Source organism: Parabacteroides sp. AF18-52, assembly GCF_003479145.1.
Taxonomy (GTDB): domain Bacteria; phylum Bacteroidota; class Bacteroidia; order Bacteroidales; family Tannerellaceae; genus Parabacteroides; species Parabacteroides faecis.
On record NZ_QUGR01000004.1, the window covers coordinates 357,995 to 376,118 of the forward strand.

An 18,124-nucleotide genomic window follows, 5' to 3' on the forward strand; every position below is an offset into this window, starting at 1 on the left:
CTCATGAATGCAATACTTGCTGTTGCATTCATGAGTATGCTTTTTGTTAGTTGTTCAGACAATGACGATATTCCCGATGGGCCTGATCCTGATTTAAAGGTGAGGGCTTATGTGGCTTGTGAGGGAAACTTTACGAAAGGAACGGCCTCTTTGAATGCTATTATGGAGGATGGTACTGTGCAGACTGATATTTTCAGAAATGCAAATAATCGTCCGCTGGGAGATGTCGCGCAATCGTTTTCTATCATCGATGGAAAGATATTTATTACACTGAACAACTCCGAAAAGATTGAAGTTGTAAATGAATCGGATTATAAATCTGTAGCAACCATCCTGTATCCTGAACGAACGATAAGTCCGCAATACATTATGCAGATCGACGATCACCGGGCTGTTGTTTCCGATCTGTGGAATGCCTTTTTGTGGATAATCGACACGAAAGAGTATAAGGTTTTACAGGAAATACCAGTATCGACCTATTCAACGAAGCAGATGGCTGTTGCCGATGGAAAACTGTTCGTTACGTTGGCTGCAAAGAAAATAGCGGTTATTTCATTATCTTCCCTGAAAGTGATCAAAGAACTGGATATACCTGTGGTGGGCGATTCCAAACTGTTGAAAGATAAGAATGGCCTGATCTGGGCACTTGCTTGCGGATTTGATGACGATCCCGAAAGTATTATTCCCCGGACGGTAACCTCTTTGAACGGCATCGATCCGACTACCCTGGAGACAGTGAAGACCGTAAAATTCCCATCGGATTATACGGTGAGTAAGTTCGGTGCCCGTTTGGACATTAATCAGGCAAAAGATAAGTTATATCTAAATGTGATTCATGATAATAAGGAAGGAATTTACTCTTTCCCCATCGATGGAGAACAATTACCGGCAGAGCCGCTTTTCGTTTATAGCGATAAAGTCGAACTGTTGTATAATATGGCAGTCTCGCCCGAAGAAACGATCTTTATCTGTGATGCCCTGGATTACCGCCAGCGTGGCTGGGTTTATGAATTCGATCTAAGCGGAAAACGTCTGAATGAATATCAGGTAGGTATTATTCCGCAATATATATTATTCAAATGAATATAAGAATTTCATCCTTTGTTTTCTGTCTTTTGCTCTTTTCCCTGGTTGAAGGAAAGGCACAAACATCTATTACCGATACTGTTATCCAGATACGGAATGTAACGGTTTCTGCCGAAAGGCGGCAACGGGATAACAATATAGGAAGCCGTCGTTCCGATATTCAATCTGTACTATTGGAAAGCAGCAAGACACAAACATTGGGTGAACTCCTTTCCGAAAACAGCCTTGTCTATATCAAAAGTCTGGGACAGGGCGGTTTATCGACCTCTTCTTTTCGTGGAACTTCCTCCAGTCATACCCAGGTTAACTGGAACGGGATTACGATCAATCCGATCATGGGAGGGAGTTTTGACTTCTCCCAGTTCCCGAACTTTTTTACCGACGAGGTAACGTTATTTCATGGTAATACGTATCTGAAGAACGGGACAGGCGCATTCGGCGGCAGTATTAATATGAATACCCGACCGGACTGGAATAAAGAAACAAACCGTTTTCGTGCTTTGCTGGAATACGGGGCAAATGATACCTATACCGGCGGATTGGCTTACAGGCATGTTACTTCCCGTCTGCTATCCAATACACGGCTTTATTACCAGCAATCGGATAACGACTTTAAATATCTGAATAAAGTGCTGCAAAAAGACCCGTTTTATGAACGCCGGAAAGAAGCCAAATATTGGCAGGGTGGCCTGATGCAAGAGTTATATTATAAACTGGGGGATTCACAGCAACTGTCATTGGCCGGATGGTATATGTATAATCGGAACCAATTACCTCAACCGATACTTGTGAATAAGAAACAACATGAACTGCAAGTGACACAAAATGTGCGTCTGAATGCCGGTTATCAGTTGGTGGAAGAAAAACATAATTTTAAGGCCAACCTGGCTTATTTGCGTGATGATCTCCATTATACGCAGCGTTTTGACGGTGATTATCGTGGTACAGACAGTGACAATAAATCGAATAGCCTGATCGTTAAAACCGATTATACCTATCATTTCAGGGAGAATCTCGAACTGGGCGGCAGCCTGAATTACCGCTATGACTGGGTACATACCAATAACTATGACGATCCGATCAAAAGGAATACGGTGACGTTGACTACTAATCTGGTTTGGAGGCCGAAAGAGCGTACTACGCTGAACCTGCAATTGATGGGTGAACAAAACGATCATCTTTTCATGCCGACTTTTTCTGCCGGTGCCAGTTATGCTTTGATCCGGGATTTGCTGGATGTGAAAGGGAGTGTTGCTTACAACTATCATTATCCGACATTGAATGATCTCTATTGGGTGCCCGGTGGTAATCCTGATTTGAATCCGGAAAAAGGATTTGCTTATGATGCCACTGTCAGTCTGAATAAGACGTTAGGTAATTTTTCTTTTAAATTGGATGCCAGTTACTATCTGATGACGGTGAAGGACTGGATTGTATGGCTTCCGACACAACAGACCTATCTGTGGAGCCCAAAGAATATACAAAAGGTTTTTTCTCATGGCGCGGAAATTATGGGAGAGGTAGGGTTGAAGACCGGAGTATTCTCTCACCGGGTGATTGCAAATTACGGATATAGTCCTGCTATCAATAAAACTCGTTCGTCGGATAAAGATGCAACGGTAGATAAACAATTGCCTTATATCCCTTTGCATAAATGGAACCTGCATTATTTATTGCAGGTAAAAGACTTTTCCTTTAAGTATGGAGTTGCTTTTACGGATAAGCGATATACATCGACCGATGAGGAATACAGTACGGTTGCTTTTACGATCCACGATGCGGAAGCCGGATATATGTTTCATTTCCCGAAGAGTCGTTATAAAGCGGAGTTTAAGTTGAGGGTAAACAATATTTTCAATGCTTATTATGAAAGTACTGAATTCTATCCTATGCCTCTCCGGCGCTTTTTCGGTTCGATGATGTTTTACTTCTAACAACAATATGAAAATATGAGAAGACTATTTTATCTGTTTATAGCTTTATTATTGGTTTCCGGAGGATTCGCACAACAAAATGCGTCTCCCTTCACGATGGATGATATTAAGAACTGGACTGGAACCGGACCGAATCGGGCAGCTTTAGCAGTTCAGTGGGTTACCGGTGAAGATCCGACTGAACTGGTTGCGGAAGATATTCATTTTCTTGTATGGGGCTATCGTTGGGAAGATGGGGAGAAACCTTCTGCCCTGGATATGATACGTGCCGTTGCCCAAAATGATTCACGTTTTTATGTAATGCTGGGAGATGCAGGAAAGGATCCTGTCATCTGGGGATTTGGATATGATGCCGATAACAGCGGTTCTTTTTCCCTCTTGAACAAAACTACTTCCGTAACCATTAAACAGGATCAGTTTGTTGATGGAGTAGTTTTTCTCAAAGCTGATCCGGATGGTTTCAGGCCGGTGGATGTTGCTGATTACTGGATGGGAGGATGGAAAGAATATTATTGTTCATATTATACTGGCCCTGTAGGAAATGAGGCACCTTCTACAGCCGATTTTCAATACTCGCAGTTCGGGGCAAGCCAGCGTTATCTGACAAACGGTTCCTGGGATGCCTGGACCTTGTCGGCCATCGATTATGTCAGTGAACAGAATACTCCGCCGGTTTCTAAACTGATGCAGGCTGCCGAGGCTAATGATCCTACCGGCAATGAATCATTGTCGTTTTCAGATACGAAAGCATATTATTCTGCCCGGACATTATTTATGGAGAATATGAATGATTATACTTGCCGGATTGTATCGATGAATGGTAGTGTCGTAAAGTATTTCCTGGTCCGGGATGAAAAAGAAGTTCTTCCTGTAAATCTGCAAAAAGGTATTTATATATTATCTGCAGTCAAAGGAAATAAATCGGTATCCTATAAATTTGTAGTAAACGATTAACTGGCTGTTTGGAGATATTATTTTACTGAATATTAAAGAAAGCGGGACGAGTCTTATTTCAATAGATTCGTCCCGTTTTCTTTTAGCGAAAAAGGCTGTTTACCATTTCATATAATCTTCTAAAGTGATCTTCTCGAAGTTCGGTATCACTTCATAAACTTTATCCTTCAGCGATTCTTCCGGATTGGTAGTGCTCAGTCCGATGACCCGCATACCTGCAGCTGTACCGGCCTGTATCCCGGCAAAGGAATCTTCAAAGACAAGACAGTCGGAAGGGGAGACACCCAGATCGTTTGCAGCCAGCAGGTAACACATCGGGTCCGGTTTGCCCCGGGTGATACGGTCGGCGGTAACGATTGTATCGAACATACCTTCCAGGTGATGTAATTTGAATGCACGTTCCACTTTTGAGTTGTCGGAGCTGGTGACCAGACCCATTTGTACACCCTGCTCTTTCAGCAAATGCAGAAATTCCAGTGAGCCCGGCATGGCAGGCAGGGGCATTGTACTTTCATATTCGGTCGATTCCTTTATTACCATCTGACGGAATTCTTCCGGACGGTCGGAAAAATACTTTTCCATTATGTAAGGGAGTGTTGTGCCTTTGATAACAGCTGCGAAGTTGTCTATGCCGGTTCCATACCGTTCGCCTGCTTCATTCCAGAAAATATCATAAATTGGTTCAGTGTCGACTATCACACCGTCAAAGTCAAAGAGAGCCGTTTTTAATTTCATAAAAATACCTTTATTGATTACATTTTGCAGGCAAAGATAAGCCTATTTCTTTGAAAAAGATTCTTCTGCTGTAAAATAGCTACACTTTTGCAGTACATTTATGAATAATATTTTATCTTTGTGCCCGTACACATGTGTTGCTTGACAGACCAGTAGATACTATTTACTTATTTATAATACCTAAAAGAAAAACAGAATGAAAGCATCTTTGAAGTTTGCAGCCTTGTCTTTAGCGCTGCTTTGTTCCTGTCAGCCGAATGATGGTTGGCAAAAGTTATTCAATGGTAAAGACCTTACCGGTTTCAAACAATTGAATGGGGAAGCACCCTATCGGGTAGAAGACGGTTGCCTGGTGGGAACATCCGTGACGGGTCAGCCAAACAGCTTTATGGCTACCGAGCAGGAATATGGAGATTTTATCCTGGAATTTGAAGCCTTGTGTGATCCTTCGCTGAACTCAGGTGTACAGTTTCGCAGCGAAAGCCGTCCGGATTATCAGAATGGGCGTGTGCATGGTTATCAGTGCGAGATGGACCCTTCCGACAGAGCCTGGAGCGGTGGCGTTTATGACGAAGCCCGTCGTGGTTGGCTGGTAACGCTTGTCGATAACAAACCCGGGCAAGCTGCTTATAAGAAGACAGATTGGAACAAATACCGCATCGAAGCTATTGGTAACAATATCCGCATTTGGCTGAATGGTGTAAATACTGCCAATCTGTATGACGATGAAACGGCAAAAGGTTTTATTGCATTCCAGGTACATGGTATCGGAAAGAATACCGATCTGGAAGGTAAGGAAATCAAATGGCGTAATATCCGTATAAAGACTGAAAACCTGGAAGCGGAACGTATGCAGGGCACATTAGCTCCGGAAGTGAACCGTGTACCCAATTATCTGACCGATGCAGAAAAAGCGGATGGCTGGAATCTGTTATTCGACGGTCAGACAACAACCGGTTGGCGTGGTGCCCATAAAGAAGCATTCCCTGACCACGGTTGGAAAGTAGAAGACGGACAGTTGATCGTATTGAAATCAGGTGGAGGTGAATCTACAAATGGCGGTGATATCGTAACCGATAAAGAATATGCAGCATTCGAACTGAGCCTGGAATTCAAAATTACTCCGGGAGCAAACAGCGGTATCAAATATTTTGTAACGGAAGCAGAGAAACCGAGCGGTTCCGCTTATGGCCTGGAATATCAGATATTGGACGACCAGCGTCATCCGGATGCCAAATTATACACTACCGTTCCCGGCAGCCGTACACTGGCCAGCCTTTACGATATGATGCCTGCAAAGAACAAACGTTTTAATGGTGTAGGAAACTGGAACCAGGCTGTCCTGAAAGTATTTCCTGACAATCGTGTGGAACATTGGCTGAACGGCTTCAAGACATTGGAATATGAACGCGGTTCGGATGCTTTCCGCGAAATGGTAAAAGGAAGTAAATATGCAGCCCCGTCTTATAACGAGAAAGGACGCTTCGGCGAAGCTCCCCAGGGACACCTCCTGTTACAGGATCATGGCGATGAGGTCGCTTTCCGCAGTATCAAGATCAAAGAGCTGAAATAGTCCTGTTTTGAGTTGAAATAAGTTTATTCTATACGAAGGAAGCTGCATAGGAGAACCGGCCGGCGTACTTCGTGAATGATACGTTCAGAGGAGGTCAGTATATTAAATGTATATTGGCCTCCATAATTTTTTTGTACGACTTCCAGATCGCTGGGAGTGGCAAAGAAGAATCCTTCCTTAGGCATCACCTCCTCAAAATTATGGAAACGGTTACCCAGATAGAAGTTAAGTCCGTACAGGTTCCTGTATACTTTGAGGTTGTTCATGACGAACATATTATCCTTAGTCAGCGGATATTCTTTCATCACCCTTTCAGCAAAAGGACGGGCCGAACCTTCCTGACGGATACCGCGCATAATAACTCCGTCGACCAGTAAATTGATCGCAAAGGTCAGTGCTATCGTAGCATAAAGTATCTTGATGTTTATCTTCTTGGACATTTGATAAAGCACAGTCAGTAGGGCTATCAATACGATGATAACGATACAGACAGTCAGTCCGCAACCGGAAGAGAACATGTTGGATACAGCTTCCACCTGTGTAAGGGTAGAAGGACGGCTGGTATATTGGGATGCAATGGCAACCGGGTCGATAATACCTGTCATTGTCAATCCGATAGCAATCAGTACGACCGTCGTGACGGAGACCAGGAAAGCAGCGAATATACGGGTTACCTTTGTCCTGTATTCAGTGATATAGATGGCATATTGAGCCAGGAATATAGCAATGAACGGATAGGCAGGCATCAGGTATACGCTTCTCTTACTCGATGGAAGACTATAGAAAAAGATAATGCAGACCAAAGCCACCAGGCTGAACAACTTCTCCTTTTCCATTGATAGAATGTTGTTCCAGCTATCTTTGGCGATCTGCTTGAAAGAGATATTCTTTAATTGCCATTTCAGTCCGAATATAGAAAAGAAGAAAAAGATTGTCCAGGGGATAAAACCACCCGCTAAAGTGACAAAGTTATACCATACTCCGTTCTCATGTCCTAAATCATAAGTGATATCAGGCGTATCGAGATGGAAGAAACGGCCGAAATTTTCTGCAAGTACGACATTCAGGAATTTGTCCCCTCCCTGTTTCCAGGCTGCAATATACCATAATAACGGCAGGAATGAGGACGCAACGCCGATATAAAGAAGTGCTTTGAAGATAGTCAGCAGGCTATATTTACGGAGCATCAGCAAATAGACTCCGAATACGAACAAAGGCAGGATAATGCCTACCGGCCCTTTGGTCAGTACTGCACACCCCAATAGGATCGGGATAATGATCGGCAGGCCTTTCAGTTCGAGCCTGTCTTCCCAGCGGAACAATTGGTAAAGCCCGATGACAATAAAAGTCGTCAGCAACATATCGACCCGGGTAGTCATGGCCGCCCGGTGCATCTCCACACAAGTAAGCAAGAGGAGGGTGGCGATAAATGCTTGTTGAAACTTTATCCTTCGCCCGAAAAAGACCAGCGTGCATCCCATCAGGCAGATAAAGGCAAGGGTAGACGGCAGGCGCGAAGTGAACTCCGATACATATCCCTGCGGATAAGAGAAAGCAGCCATCAGCCAATGTGCCATCGGAGGTTTGTAAGCAAACTCGTTGGCATAAACCTGCGGCAGAACCCAGTTGCCGGTTTCAAGCATGGATATGGCAACTGATGCTTCGCGTGGTTCCCCTTTCGTTGAGAAATCTCCCAACCCTATCCAGGGAAGGACGGAGATTATACAGATTATGATAACCATTGTTACCGGCTTTTGCAGGTAGAGATATTGTAATGTCGGTGTACGCATATTCTTTTTGTAAAGGACTAAACCAGTTAATGTCGTTATATCAATTTGCAAAAGAACAATTTTTTACGGACTTTTTCCGCATTTTAGATAACTTTTTATGTCCCTAAAGATTCTTTGATAGAGGAACGGATCACTTCTGCATCCTCTTTGTTTTCCTTTAATATGGAAAGGATGAGGTTCAGATAGCTCTCTTTGTTACTGATTCCGCAGATGTTACACAAGCGGCTTTGCGGGAGCATTCCTTTCTGATTGTACACACGGAGGATATTTTTGTAGTCTCCCGTTTCAGTATATTGAATGAATTTATCCTTGATGCCACTGTATATTTCGTCGACATGCACGTTGAAGCGTATGCTTTCTACATGTTCGGTCAGTTGCTCGACAGTCGTTATCTTACGGTCGACGGTTGTCTCCAGTTTCTTACGGACACGATGTTTGGCATGCAGGATCACCTGGCTTTCCAGGTCTTTCTCAAACAGTTTGATCACATTATCCTTTACCTGCTCGAAGACTTGTTCGGGGTCTCTCATCAAACGGCGGGCGACTGTTTTGATAACCGGTTCGAGCATCAGCAGGTTTTCTACTTCGGCTACGTCGGGGACAAAGATATGCTGGTCGCGCAGGTAATCTATCTCTCCCTGCGTACGGCGGTCACGATCTACAATGCCCATCGATTCCAGTGTATGGAAATCCTGTAACTGGCGGAAAGCTTTCGTTGTTTCGATCACTTTCTGGCAGCCACCCATCGGTTTGACCATAAAGTCGGGGAAGATTAACGGGTAGAGTCGGTTGTCGATGCTGTTGGAGTCGGTTCCTTCGATAAACAGGATCGGCTTGCGGCTTCCTAGTATGTCGATATAGACCTCTTCGGGCAGGCTGTCGCTTCCTTCTATCAGTTGGTAATCCCACACATGGGCATCGGCATTATAATCCCTGATCCATATCCGTTTACCTTCCGGACGGGAGGTCGCAAAGTCAATGTCGTGTGTCAGATAGACATACGTGCAGTCCGGACGCAAAGCCTCTATTTCGTCCCATAACAGGTTCTTGATCGAGTTGTGAAGCAGTATTTCCGGCTCTTCGATAATCAGCAATTCATTGGGACGGGCACAGAGCACAGCACCGATCAGATAGAAGACAATCTTTTCTCCGTCGCTCATCCTTCCGGCTGTATAGGAGTTACCGTTGCGACTGGTCGAGGCGAGTTCGATAAAGCCCGACTTACGTACCAGCCGGTTGTGTGGGAACATCTTTTCCCAGATCGTCTGTATCCGGTCGATCTTGGTGACGGGTGGGGGAAGGTCGGGATGCAGTTTGCATGCTTCTTTATAGTTTACTGCCACTTCAAACTCTTCGCTTTGCAGGCGGAGAATCAGTTTTTCGTAGTCCGACAGCCGGGGCATGAAGATCCGTTCCGCTATCATCGACTGCATGCGGGCCAGTTCGTTGCCTTCCGACGAAACCGGCTCTTCGTTGCTGCATAAGAACAACGAATGCATTCCTGATATCTTTTTAGCATTCTCAGCATAGCGTTCCTGCAAATCTCTGCCGAACGAACTTTTACCGGCTCCGTTAGCTCCGATCACAACCAGTACTTTCGTTTCAAGCACAGTCGGTTCCGAAGCATTCAATCTGGTGGGGAGAATCAGTTCCATACAAGTACAGCTTATTTTTCTTCCAAAGATAATGAATTTATTCGTATTCTGTCATTATTTTCTGTACTGCCGGAAAACAAAAGCAGGAAAGAATGTCCTTTTCGACCGGACTGTTCTTTCCTGCTTCTGGTTCTCTTATATGTTAGTTAATCACAGTGTGTGCAAATGATATACGTTCTGTTCCTTTGAGAGAAACGAATTATTTGTTTGCGAAATGATAACTACCCGAACCGATTTCAAATTCTGTATAGTCGGCTGTCTCGTTCGTCTGTCTGATGCCCGGCTGACCGGAAGCGGTCACACCGAACTCTTTCGGTATGCGTACGACGGCTGAAGTATTCCCAGGGATGGTAATATCCCATTTGAAAGCTCCGTCTTTCTTTGTCCAGGCACTTTTTATTTCTCCGTAGACTGATTCGTAGGATGCGGATACGCTATCCAATCCTTCCGGGAATACAGGAGCCATGATCAGTTTCTTGTAAGCGATTGACTCAGGGGCACATTTGATACCTGCCAGGTCTTCGTAATACCAGATGATGAGGTCGCCCAGCAACATGACATGGTTGGCGGAGTTCATTGCAGGATCGGCAGTATCTCCGTTCCATAACTCCCAGATAGTGGTTGCACCTTTTTTCGCCATATATCCCCAACTGGGATAAGTCTCGTTGGTGGCGATTTTCCAGGCGATATCTACACGACCGTATTCGCTAAGACCGCGCATCAGGTGTTGGATACCCAGGACACCTGTACTGACATGTCCGCCGAAGTCTTCCTCTGTTTTCTTTACGATATTGGCGAAGACTTTTGTTTCGTAGCCTCTCGGAACGAGTCCCAGGCGTAATGATAACAGGTTTGCTGTAACTGTGTTATTGCCATACTGGGCCGTTTCCGGATTGAAGAATTTGGCATTGTAGGCCTCTTTCATCTTTGCGGCAAGCTGCTGGTAAGTGGCAATATCTTTTTCCTGTCCGCTTAAACGGGCAAATTCGCTCATCATATTCAGCAGGCTGTAGTACATGGTCGTTGCTAGGATTGCACCATCTGTTTTACGGGCAGGGTCCTGCGAGTGGATCAGTTCCTGCGATTCAGGGGGCATACACCAGTCGCCGTATGTATCTTTTATCATGATATTATCCTGCATTGCCGTAGCCTCCATGTGTTGCATCCAGCGTTTCATGGACGGATAGTGTTTGATGATGGCACTCTTATCCCCGAACTGGCGGTATAGGAGGTTGGCAACATAGAAATAAGCGGCAGGCCAGGTGACATCGTCGTTATAAATCGTCCAATAGCGGGGCGATACATCGGAGATGCTTCCTTCCGGACTTTGGGAATCTTCGATATCCTGTAGCCATTTATTATAAAGGAGGGCATTGTTGAAGATAAATGCTTCCCCGTAAGCACCGGTTACACGGTCTCCGAGCCAGCCATGGCGTTCGTCGCGCTGCGGACAGTCGGTCGGCATTCCACGGTAGTTTCCGCGGATACCCCAGTAAGCATTTTGGTAAATCTGGTTGACCAACGGATTGGATGTCTCAAACTTACCGGTCGTATTCATCTGGTCGTAGATGACTTTTCCGGTGAAAGATGCTAACTCCGGTTTATAGTCGAGTCCGGAGATTTCGACAAAACGGAAGCCGTGGTAAACAAATGACGGTTCCCAACTGAACTTACCGTCCTGGGCAGGTGTGTAGATATCGGTAACGTTGGCACTACGCAGGTTATCCAGGTAGAGTGAGCCGTCTTTTTTCAATATCTCTGCAAACTTCAGCGTGATAGGTTGGTCTTTTTTTCCTTTCAGGTCGATAGCCAGTCTGCCTACCATGTTCTGCCCCATATCGATGATGTATTTGCCGTCCGGTCTTTCGGTGATGCCGACAGGTTTGATTTGATCCTGGATACGGAGGTTCGGGTTAGCTTGCACGGTTAATTCGCCTGCGGGAGTATCCATTACATCTGCCGTGAGCCATTTACTGTCGTCGAAGCCGTTTTTGTTCCATCCGTTCAATTCCTGGCGGGCATCATATTCTTCTCCGTCGAATTCGTTGTTGGCGATGATCGGACCTTTGGAGGTTACCTTCCAGGAAGTATCGCTAACGAGGATTGTCTGTGAACCGTCGGCATATTCGATCTCCAACTGTGCCAGCAAGGAAGGTAAAGTTGCTTCCTGCAAGTCTCTCATACCGAAATAACGGCCGTTACCGAGGGCGATGCCGATCGTGTTCTTGTCTTTTGATAATAACCCGGTCACGTCATATACATTATAATATACCCGGGACGGATACCAGGATGGTCCGGGAGCGAAGATATCTTCGCTGATGCGTTTGCCGTTTATGTATGATTCGGAAGAACCGAGCCCTGATATATAAAGGACAGCTCTGCGGACAGGTTTGTCTGCCGTGAACTCTTTACGAAGGTAACGGGCGGCAAGGCGTGTCTTACCTTTATATGTTTCTCCGGGGTTGGAAAGGTTCTTTTCTCCGATCCATGTCGCTTTCCAGTCAGACGGGTTGAGAAGGGTCATCGACCAGGTATTTGTTTTGCTCCACTCGGTCGATCCCTGGTTTGTATTGGCTTTAACGCGCCAGTAATACTGTTTGCGGGATTGCAGTGGGGTTCCGCCGTAAGGGATCAATACGGATTCATCGCTTTTTACTTCGCCGCTGTCCCATAACAGGTCCTTGCCGCTTTTCAGTTGGTCGGGCGATTCGGCGACCTGTATCTGATACGAAGTCTGCATAAGATCGGGTGATCCGGAAGAAAGTTTCCACATGAAGCGTGGGTGTGCGACACCGATACCTACCGGGTTTTCTTTCATCTCAACCCGGAGATCATTCAGGTTGACCGTTTGGCCGGAAGTACATCCAGCCAGAATGATAACCAGAGAGGTTAATAAAGAGGATAAGGTTATTTTCATCTGCATTTGAATTATGTTAGGTCTATTATTCAGAGATAGGGATAATTCATATCCCTTGTTGCACAAAATTAGAACTTTGAGTATTGAGGAAGGTTCTATTTTTGACCTTTTTTCTTTGTAAAATGATACTTTATATTGGAGAGTATGGTTAGGTCTTGTAACAAAAAGAGGATATACTTCTGGAAGCATATCCTCTCTATAGTTATATGTATTTCGCTTAGTAAGCCCGTGCAAACAATACGCGTTGTGCAGAAGGTTTGCCGGTAACCATGCATTTACCCGGTGTCTTGTCACCTGCCAGAGGTATACAACGGATAGTTGCTTTGGTTTCGTTCTTGATCTGCTCTTCTGTTTCGGGAGTACCGTCCCAGTGAGCCATGATGAAGAGGCCCTCTTCGATCTTTTCTTTGAACTCTTCATAGGTATCGACTGTAATCGTGCTGGCTGTACGATGATCGAGTGCTTTCCGGAAGATGTTCTGCTGGATTTCTTCCAACAGGTTCTGTACGTATTCTTCGATACCGTCGCAAGTGATGGTTTCTTTTTCCAACGTATCGCGACGCATTACTTCAATCGTATTGTTTTCCAGATCGCGTCCACCCATGGCCAGACGTACGGGAACACCTTTCAGTTCGTATTCGGCGAACTTCCATCCCGGTTTCTTATTGTCTGCATCGTCGAACTTAACAGAGATACCCATCTTCTTCAGGTTGGTAACGATACCGTTCACCTTTTCGCTGATCTGTGCCAGTTGCTCTTCACTGCGGTAGATCGGAACGATCACTACCTGGATCGGAGCGAGATGAGGAGGCAATACCAAACCGTTATCGTCTGAGTGAGACATGATCAGGGCACCGATCAGACGGGTGGAAACCCCCCACGAAGTAGCCCATGCATAGTCGCTTTTTCCTTCTTTGTCGATGAAAGTAACATCGAATGCCTTACCGAAGTTCTGTCCCAGGAAATGGGAAGTACCTGCCTGCAAAGCTTTTCCGTCCTGCATCATAGCCTCGATAGTATATGTATCCAAAGCACCGGCAAAACGTTCGCTGGCTGATTTTACACCTTTGATAACCGGCATTGCCATATAGTTTTCGGCAAAGTTTGCATATACTTCCTGCATCTTCTTTGCTTCGATCTCTGCTTCTTCGCGGGTTGCATGAGCAGTATGTCCTTCCTGCCACAGGAATTCGGCAGTACGAAGGAACAGACGGGTACGCATTTCCCAACGCATTACGTTAGCCCACTGGTTGCATAAGATAGGCAGGTCGCGGTAAGACTGGATCCAGTTACGGTATGTGTTCCAAATGATCGTTTCTGAAGTCGGGCGGATGATCAATTCTTCTTCCAGTTTAGCTGCCGGGTCGACAACTACACCTGTACCGTCATGATTTGTTTTCAGACGATAGTGTGTAACAACTGCACATTCTTTGGCGAAGCCTTCTACGTGTTCGGCTTCCTTGCTCAAGAATGATTTCGGGATCAATAGCGGGAAATAAGCGTTTACGTGTCCTGTTTCCTTGAACATATCGTCGAGGATACGTTGCATCTTTTCCCAAATAGCGTATCCGTAAGGTTTGATAACCATACAGCCACGTACAGCAGAGTTTTCTGCCAAATCCGCTTTAATTACCAGATCCTGGTACCACTGAGAGTAGTTTACACTTCTCTTGGTCAGTTCTTTCAGCTCTTTTGCCATCTTCTTTATTGTTATATATGTTACCTATTCTTTTTTATGAGGGGCAAAGGTACAAAAATATTTATATCTTTGTCACAAACAATTCTTATTATATAGGCCATGAATACTCACAAGATTATCAGGACATTCTTGTTACTGTCTGTTGTTTGTTTATCTTTTATATTGAATGCTCAGAATACGGCGCCGCTTCGTCTGGGAGTGGTAGGTGTGTCGCACGGACATCTCCATGAAGTAGTTATCCGCATGGATAGGGGAGATTTTGAAGTAGTAGGTGTTGCCGAACCGGATGAGCAGTTGAGGGCTAATAACCCGCTTCGGAAGAAACTGGATGCATCTCTTTTTTATGCCGATCTGGGAGAAATGCTGGATAAGACAAAGCCGGAAGTAGTGGTAGCTTATGGTTCTGTTTATGATCATCTGGCCGTAGTAGAGGCTTGTGCACCGCGTGGTATTCATGTGATGGTGGAGAAGCCTTTGGCTGTCAATATGCAACATGCTAACCGGATGGCCGAGTTGGTACGCAAAAATAATACCTTGTTGCTTACCAATTATGAGACAACCTGGTATAATACGAACCATGAGGCTTACCGTTTAATAAAGAAAGGGGATGCGATAGGTAAAATAAATCGTATGGAGGTCTATGACGGGCATGAAGGTCCTATCGAGATCGGATGCGGTAAAGAGTTTACCGACTGGTTGACTGACCCGATACTGAATGGGGGCGGGGCTGTTGTCGATTTCGGTTGTTACGGGGCGAATCTGGTTACCTGGCTGATGGACGGAGAGAGGCCGGTAAGTGTATATGCAGTTCTGAAACAGCTTAAACCGGATAAATATCCGAACGTGGACGATGATGCGACGATTCTGGTTGAATATCCTTCCGCAACCGTACAGATTATGGGATCGTGGAACTGGCCGAAAGGACGGAAAGATATGCATATTTACGGAACTAAAGGATATATTTATCAGGACACGCCGACTTCCATGCGTATTTACACCGACCGGAAAGAAACTACAGTACAACCTCCAGCATTGGAAGCTCCCTATAATGATTCTTTCTATTATCTGAAAGCAGCCGTTCGTAAAGAAATCCAGGTTGCTCCCACCGATCTGTCTTCGCTGGAGAACAACCTGGTTGTTGTGGAGATTCTTGAATCTGCCATAAAGAGTGCTAAAAGCGGTAAACCGGTCCGGTTCTAGCTGTTTGTTATTTAGCTGTAGAAAAGAATCGGTAAGTGATATCTTTCATCACTCCGTTCTCGATACGGTAGAAACGTTGGTTTGTTGCGGGTGATTTCAGTCCTCCCTGGTGTTCTATATAGGGACCTAGTTTGATGTATTCAAAGAAATCCAGATCAATAGCCGGAGACAGTTCGGTTTTTCCCGAATACCATCCAACTTTTACCGGAGCGACAGTCTGACGATGCAGATATTCTGCTAATTGTTCTATATCTGCAGGTGAAGCATCTCCGCCCATGAAGCAGACGCATGTAATAGCCTTACCGTACTTCCTGAGAAGTACGGTAAGGCTATCTTCTGTCAGTGGTTCGCCGATATCTTTCAGTAAATAGGGGCTATGACAACCTTTGCATTGGTTGGGACAGTTAGATATGTTGATCGCCAACGTTATCTCGTCCGGTACTTCCTGAAAGACAATATCGTAATCAGTGTAACGTAGCATAATGTCTGATATGAGCTTCCTTCTGCCGGGGTTGTGAGAAATTACTGATACGTTTCATATAACCGATAACGCGGGTCAGATAATCCACATTCTGGCTGTGGCATTTAGGACATTCTTTCAAATAGCGTTTGTCGATATGGTTGCAATCGTTACAAATGGTATTAGGAATGTTGAATGTAAAATAATTACAACCTTCTATAGCTGAGACACGTAGTAACTGGCGGTATTGTTCTTTGCTCAGATGTTCTTCCAGATTCATGTGTAGTGCCGAACCACCGGTCAGATGCTCGATATAACGTCGGCCATGGATACGGAACTTGTCGACAACGTTGAGTGTCGTATCTTCCACGATATAGAAATAGCTGTTATAACAATCGCGAAATGTCTGATATCCTGCTTCTCTGTCCCATTTAGCATGTTTTACTCCTACATTTTCGGCAGGAATCATTTCGCAGTTGAACAAGACCTCTTTATTACGGTACTTTTTGTTGTATTTTTCTACCATGCCGAGTATTTCTTGTACAAATGTTTCATATTTAGGGTTGTCATTGATTTCGATACCCATAAACTGGGCAGCTTCTACCAATCCGTTCACCCCGATCGTAAGATACTGGCGGTTCATATTAATATAACCGGCATCGAACAGGGGGAGCATGCCTTTGGATTGTAACTGTTTCAGATTCTCGTTGTAGGCCAACTGGACTTTATGTACGAGATCGATTACCTCTTCCAGGAAGAACGGATAAAGTATACCGGACTTCACAGCATGCTGTATGCAACGGTTCAGGTTGATTGTCAATACGCTTTTAGAACCGGTAGATACCCCTCCGGCTCCCAGCGTATAACTGAAACCGTTGTCTTGTATCTCGTTGCGCAAACGGCAACAACTGCTTAACGAATCGGCATTATCGCTCATATAAGTGAAGAAGGAGTGTCCTTCGGCATACATCTCGGCCGTAAAATCCCCGTATTCCTTATCGAGTACATCTCCATCTTTCGACAGGAGCGCCATAGTCTCGACCGGGAAGGTCAGAACGTTGCGGGTACGTTCTTTGTTGAACCATTTCATGAACCGCTTTTGCAACCAGTTTAACGAATCCCAGTCGGGCTTGTTGCCGTCAGGGAATACAAAATTCTCGAAAAGACTGTTGAAATAATATTTGTCATAATAGGCAATATTCCAAAATACAGCCTGGAAGTTTCTGGCACCGGTCGGCTGGTTGATAGAATAGACTATTTGTTCGAAACAGTCTGTAATCATTTTGTCTATTGTACGTTGCTTACTGGACGAGTCTACCACATCATCGGCGTGCCGGTAATAATCTTTTCCATATTCCAATCCGACGAAATAATTCATATACATCAGAAACTCGGGAGTTGCACATGCACCGCTCAACATGCTTGAAACGATGAATACCATATTGATGAAACCACCACAGAAAGATTTCAGATTGGTTGGGGCCGTAGAGTTGCCTCCCACGGAAGCTGTACCGCTTATCAGCCAGGGATACATGGTTATACTGGCACAATAGTTGGCAAGGTTCGTTTCATCATTCTTATAAATGAAATGGTGATTCAGCAGTTCCAGGTAACGGTCCGATACTTCTTTTCCGTACATATCTTTCAACCGGTCTGTCAGCAGGCGGCGGTTCAGGCGGATAAAGTTCGATTTCGGTAACTCACCTATCAGTGTGGCGATATTTTTATTCTCTACATTGGCATTAGCGTCGTATTTACTTCCGGTAGCCGGATTGGATGCATCACAATAATCCAGTAGAAAGCGCAGTTTATCCCTAACTTCCCGGTCTTCCAGATGTTTCTGACGGTATAGCATATATGACTTTGCTACCGCATAATAATGTTCTGCCATCAAAGCAACTTCCACCTGGTTCTGAATATCTTCCACACTTGTCCCTTCGCTGACACTGATGCGGCTGAGGATATTGGTTATTACTTCCTGGGTAGCGAAACTACCTACTGATAAAAATGCTTTAGCTATTGCATTTTTGATTTTGTCAAGTGAGAATACTTCTTTTTTACCATCTCTCTTGACAATAAAAATCTCCGTGCTGATCATACTTTTTATTTAAGATTAAACAA

The 18,124-nt window shown here is 44.8% G+C and carries 12 protein-coding genes; 5 read left to right on the forward strand and 7 right to left on the reverse strand.

Annotation, left to right across the window (positions count from 1 at the left end; translation table 11 throughout):
* The first annotated feature begins 3 nt into the window (after positions 1 to 3).
* Genes DWX23_RS10030 through DWX23_RS10040 form a run of 3 tightly spaced genes read left to right on the forward strand, consistent with a single transcriptional unit; the run spans position 4 to position 3,974 of the window.
* Complete coding sequence (locus tag DWX23_RS10030; RefSeq protein WP_147382532.1) at positions 4 to 1,083, forward strand: YncE family protein; 1,080 nt, start codon at positions 4 to 6, stop codon at positions 1,081 to 1,083.
* Entirely contained in the window at positions 1,080 to 3,020 is a 1,941-nt protein-coding gene (locus tag DWX23_RS10035; protein WP_122374377.1) for a TonB-dependent siderophore receptor, read from the forward strand. Before DWX23_RS10030 ends, DWX23_RS10035 begins: the two co-directional genes overlap by 4 nt.
* Before the next feature lie 15 nt (positions 3,021 to 3,035).
* On the forward strand, positions 3,036 to 3,974 hold the full coding sequence (locus DWX23_RS10040; protein ID WP_122374378.1) for a T9SS type A sorting domain-containing protein: 939 nt from the start codon (positions 3,036 to 3,038) through the stop codon (positions 3,972 to 3,974).
* Between the two features lie 99 nt (positions 3,975 to 4,073).
* Here DWX23_RS10040 and DWX23_RS10045 read toward each other — a convergent pair whose 3' ends face one another.
* Complete coding sequence (locus DWX23_RS10045; protein ID WP_122374379.1) at positions 4,074 to 4,709, reverse strand: HAD family phosphatase; 636 nt, start codon at positions 4,707 to 4,709, stop codon at positions 4,074 to 4,076.
* Positions 4,710 to 4,905: 196 nt separating this feature from the next.
* Between DWX23_RS10045 and DWX23_RS10050 the strand changes: the two genes are divergently transcribed.
* The gene (locus DWX23_RS10050; protein WP_122352542.1) at positions 4,906 to 6,282 is read left to right on the forward strand and encodes a DUF1080 domain-containing protein; all 1,377 of its coding nucleotides are present in this window, start codon (positions 4,906 to 4,908) and stop codon (positions 6,280 to 6,282) included.
* A gap of 23 nt (positions 6,283 to 6,305) precedes the next feature.
* Here DWX23_RS10050 and DWX23_RS10055 read toward each other — a convergent pair whose 3' ends face one another.
* The 4 genes from DWX23_RS10055 to proS form a co-directional block, all read right to left on the reverse strand.
* A complete protein-coding gene (locus DWX23_RS10055) occupies positions 6,306 to 8,072 on the reverse strand; it encodes a glycosyltransferase family 39 protein (RefSeq protein ID WP_122374380.1) in 1,767 nt (588 codons plus the stop codon).
* 95 nt (positions 8,073 to 8,167) lie between these two features.
* Positions 8,168 to 9,727, reverse strand: a complete 1,560-nt coding sequence (locus tag DWX23_RS10060) for a DUF4435 domain-containing protein (protein ID WP_122374381.1) — start codon at positions 9,725 to 9,727, stop codon at positions 8,168 to 8,170.
* Positions 9,728 to 9,926: 199 nt separating this feature from the next.
* A complete protein-coding gene (locus tag DWX23_RS10065; RefSeq protein ID WP_122374426.1) occupies positions 9,927 to 12,644 on the reverse strand; it encodes an alpha-L-rhamnosidase in 2,718 nt (905 codons plus the stop codon).
* Between the two features lie 217 nt (positions 12,645 to 12,861).
* Complete coding sequence (gene proS, locus DWX23_RS10070) at positions 12,862 to 14,343, reverse strand: proline--tRNA ligase (RefSeq protein ID WP_122374382.1); 1,482 nt, start codon at positions 14,341 to 14,343, stop codon at positions 12,862 to 12,864.
* A 99-nt stretch (positions 14,344 to 14,442) separates the two neighbouring features.
* On the opposite strand from proS, the gene DWX23_RS10075 reads away from it, so the two are divergent.
* Positions 14,443 to 15,543 (forward strand): Gfo/Idh/MocA family protein, encoded by a 1,101-nt coding sequence (locus DWX23_RS10075; protein ID WP_122374383.1) that lies wholly within the window; start codon positions 14,443 to 14,445, stop codon positions 15,541 to 15,543.
* Positions 15,544 to 15,550: 7 nt separating this feature from the next.
* On the opposite strand, the gene nrdG is transcribed toward DWX23_RS10075, so the two are convergent.
* On the reverse strand, positions 15,551 to 16,024 hold the full coding sequence (gene nrdG / locus DWX23_RS10080; RefSeq protein ID WP_122374384.1) for an anaerobic ribonucleoside-triphosphate reductase activating protein: 474 nt from the start codon (positions 16,022 to 16,024) through the stop codon (positions 15,551 to 15,553).
* A complete protein-coding gene (gene nrdD, locus DWX23_RS10085; RefSeq protein ID WP_122352548.1) occupies positions 16,008 to 18,101 on the reverse strand; it encodes an anaerobic ribonucleoside-triphosphate reductase in 2,094 nt (697 codons plus the stop codon). The genes nrdG and nrdD overlap by 17 nt, the downstream gene beginning before the upstream one ends.
* Between the last annotated feature and the right edge of the window lie 23 nt (positions 18,102 to 18,124).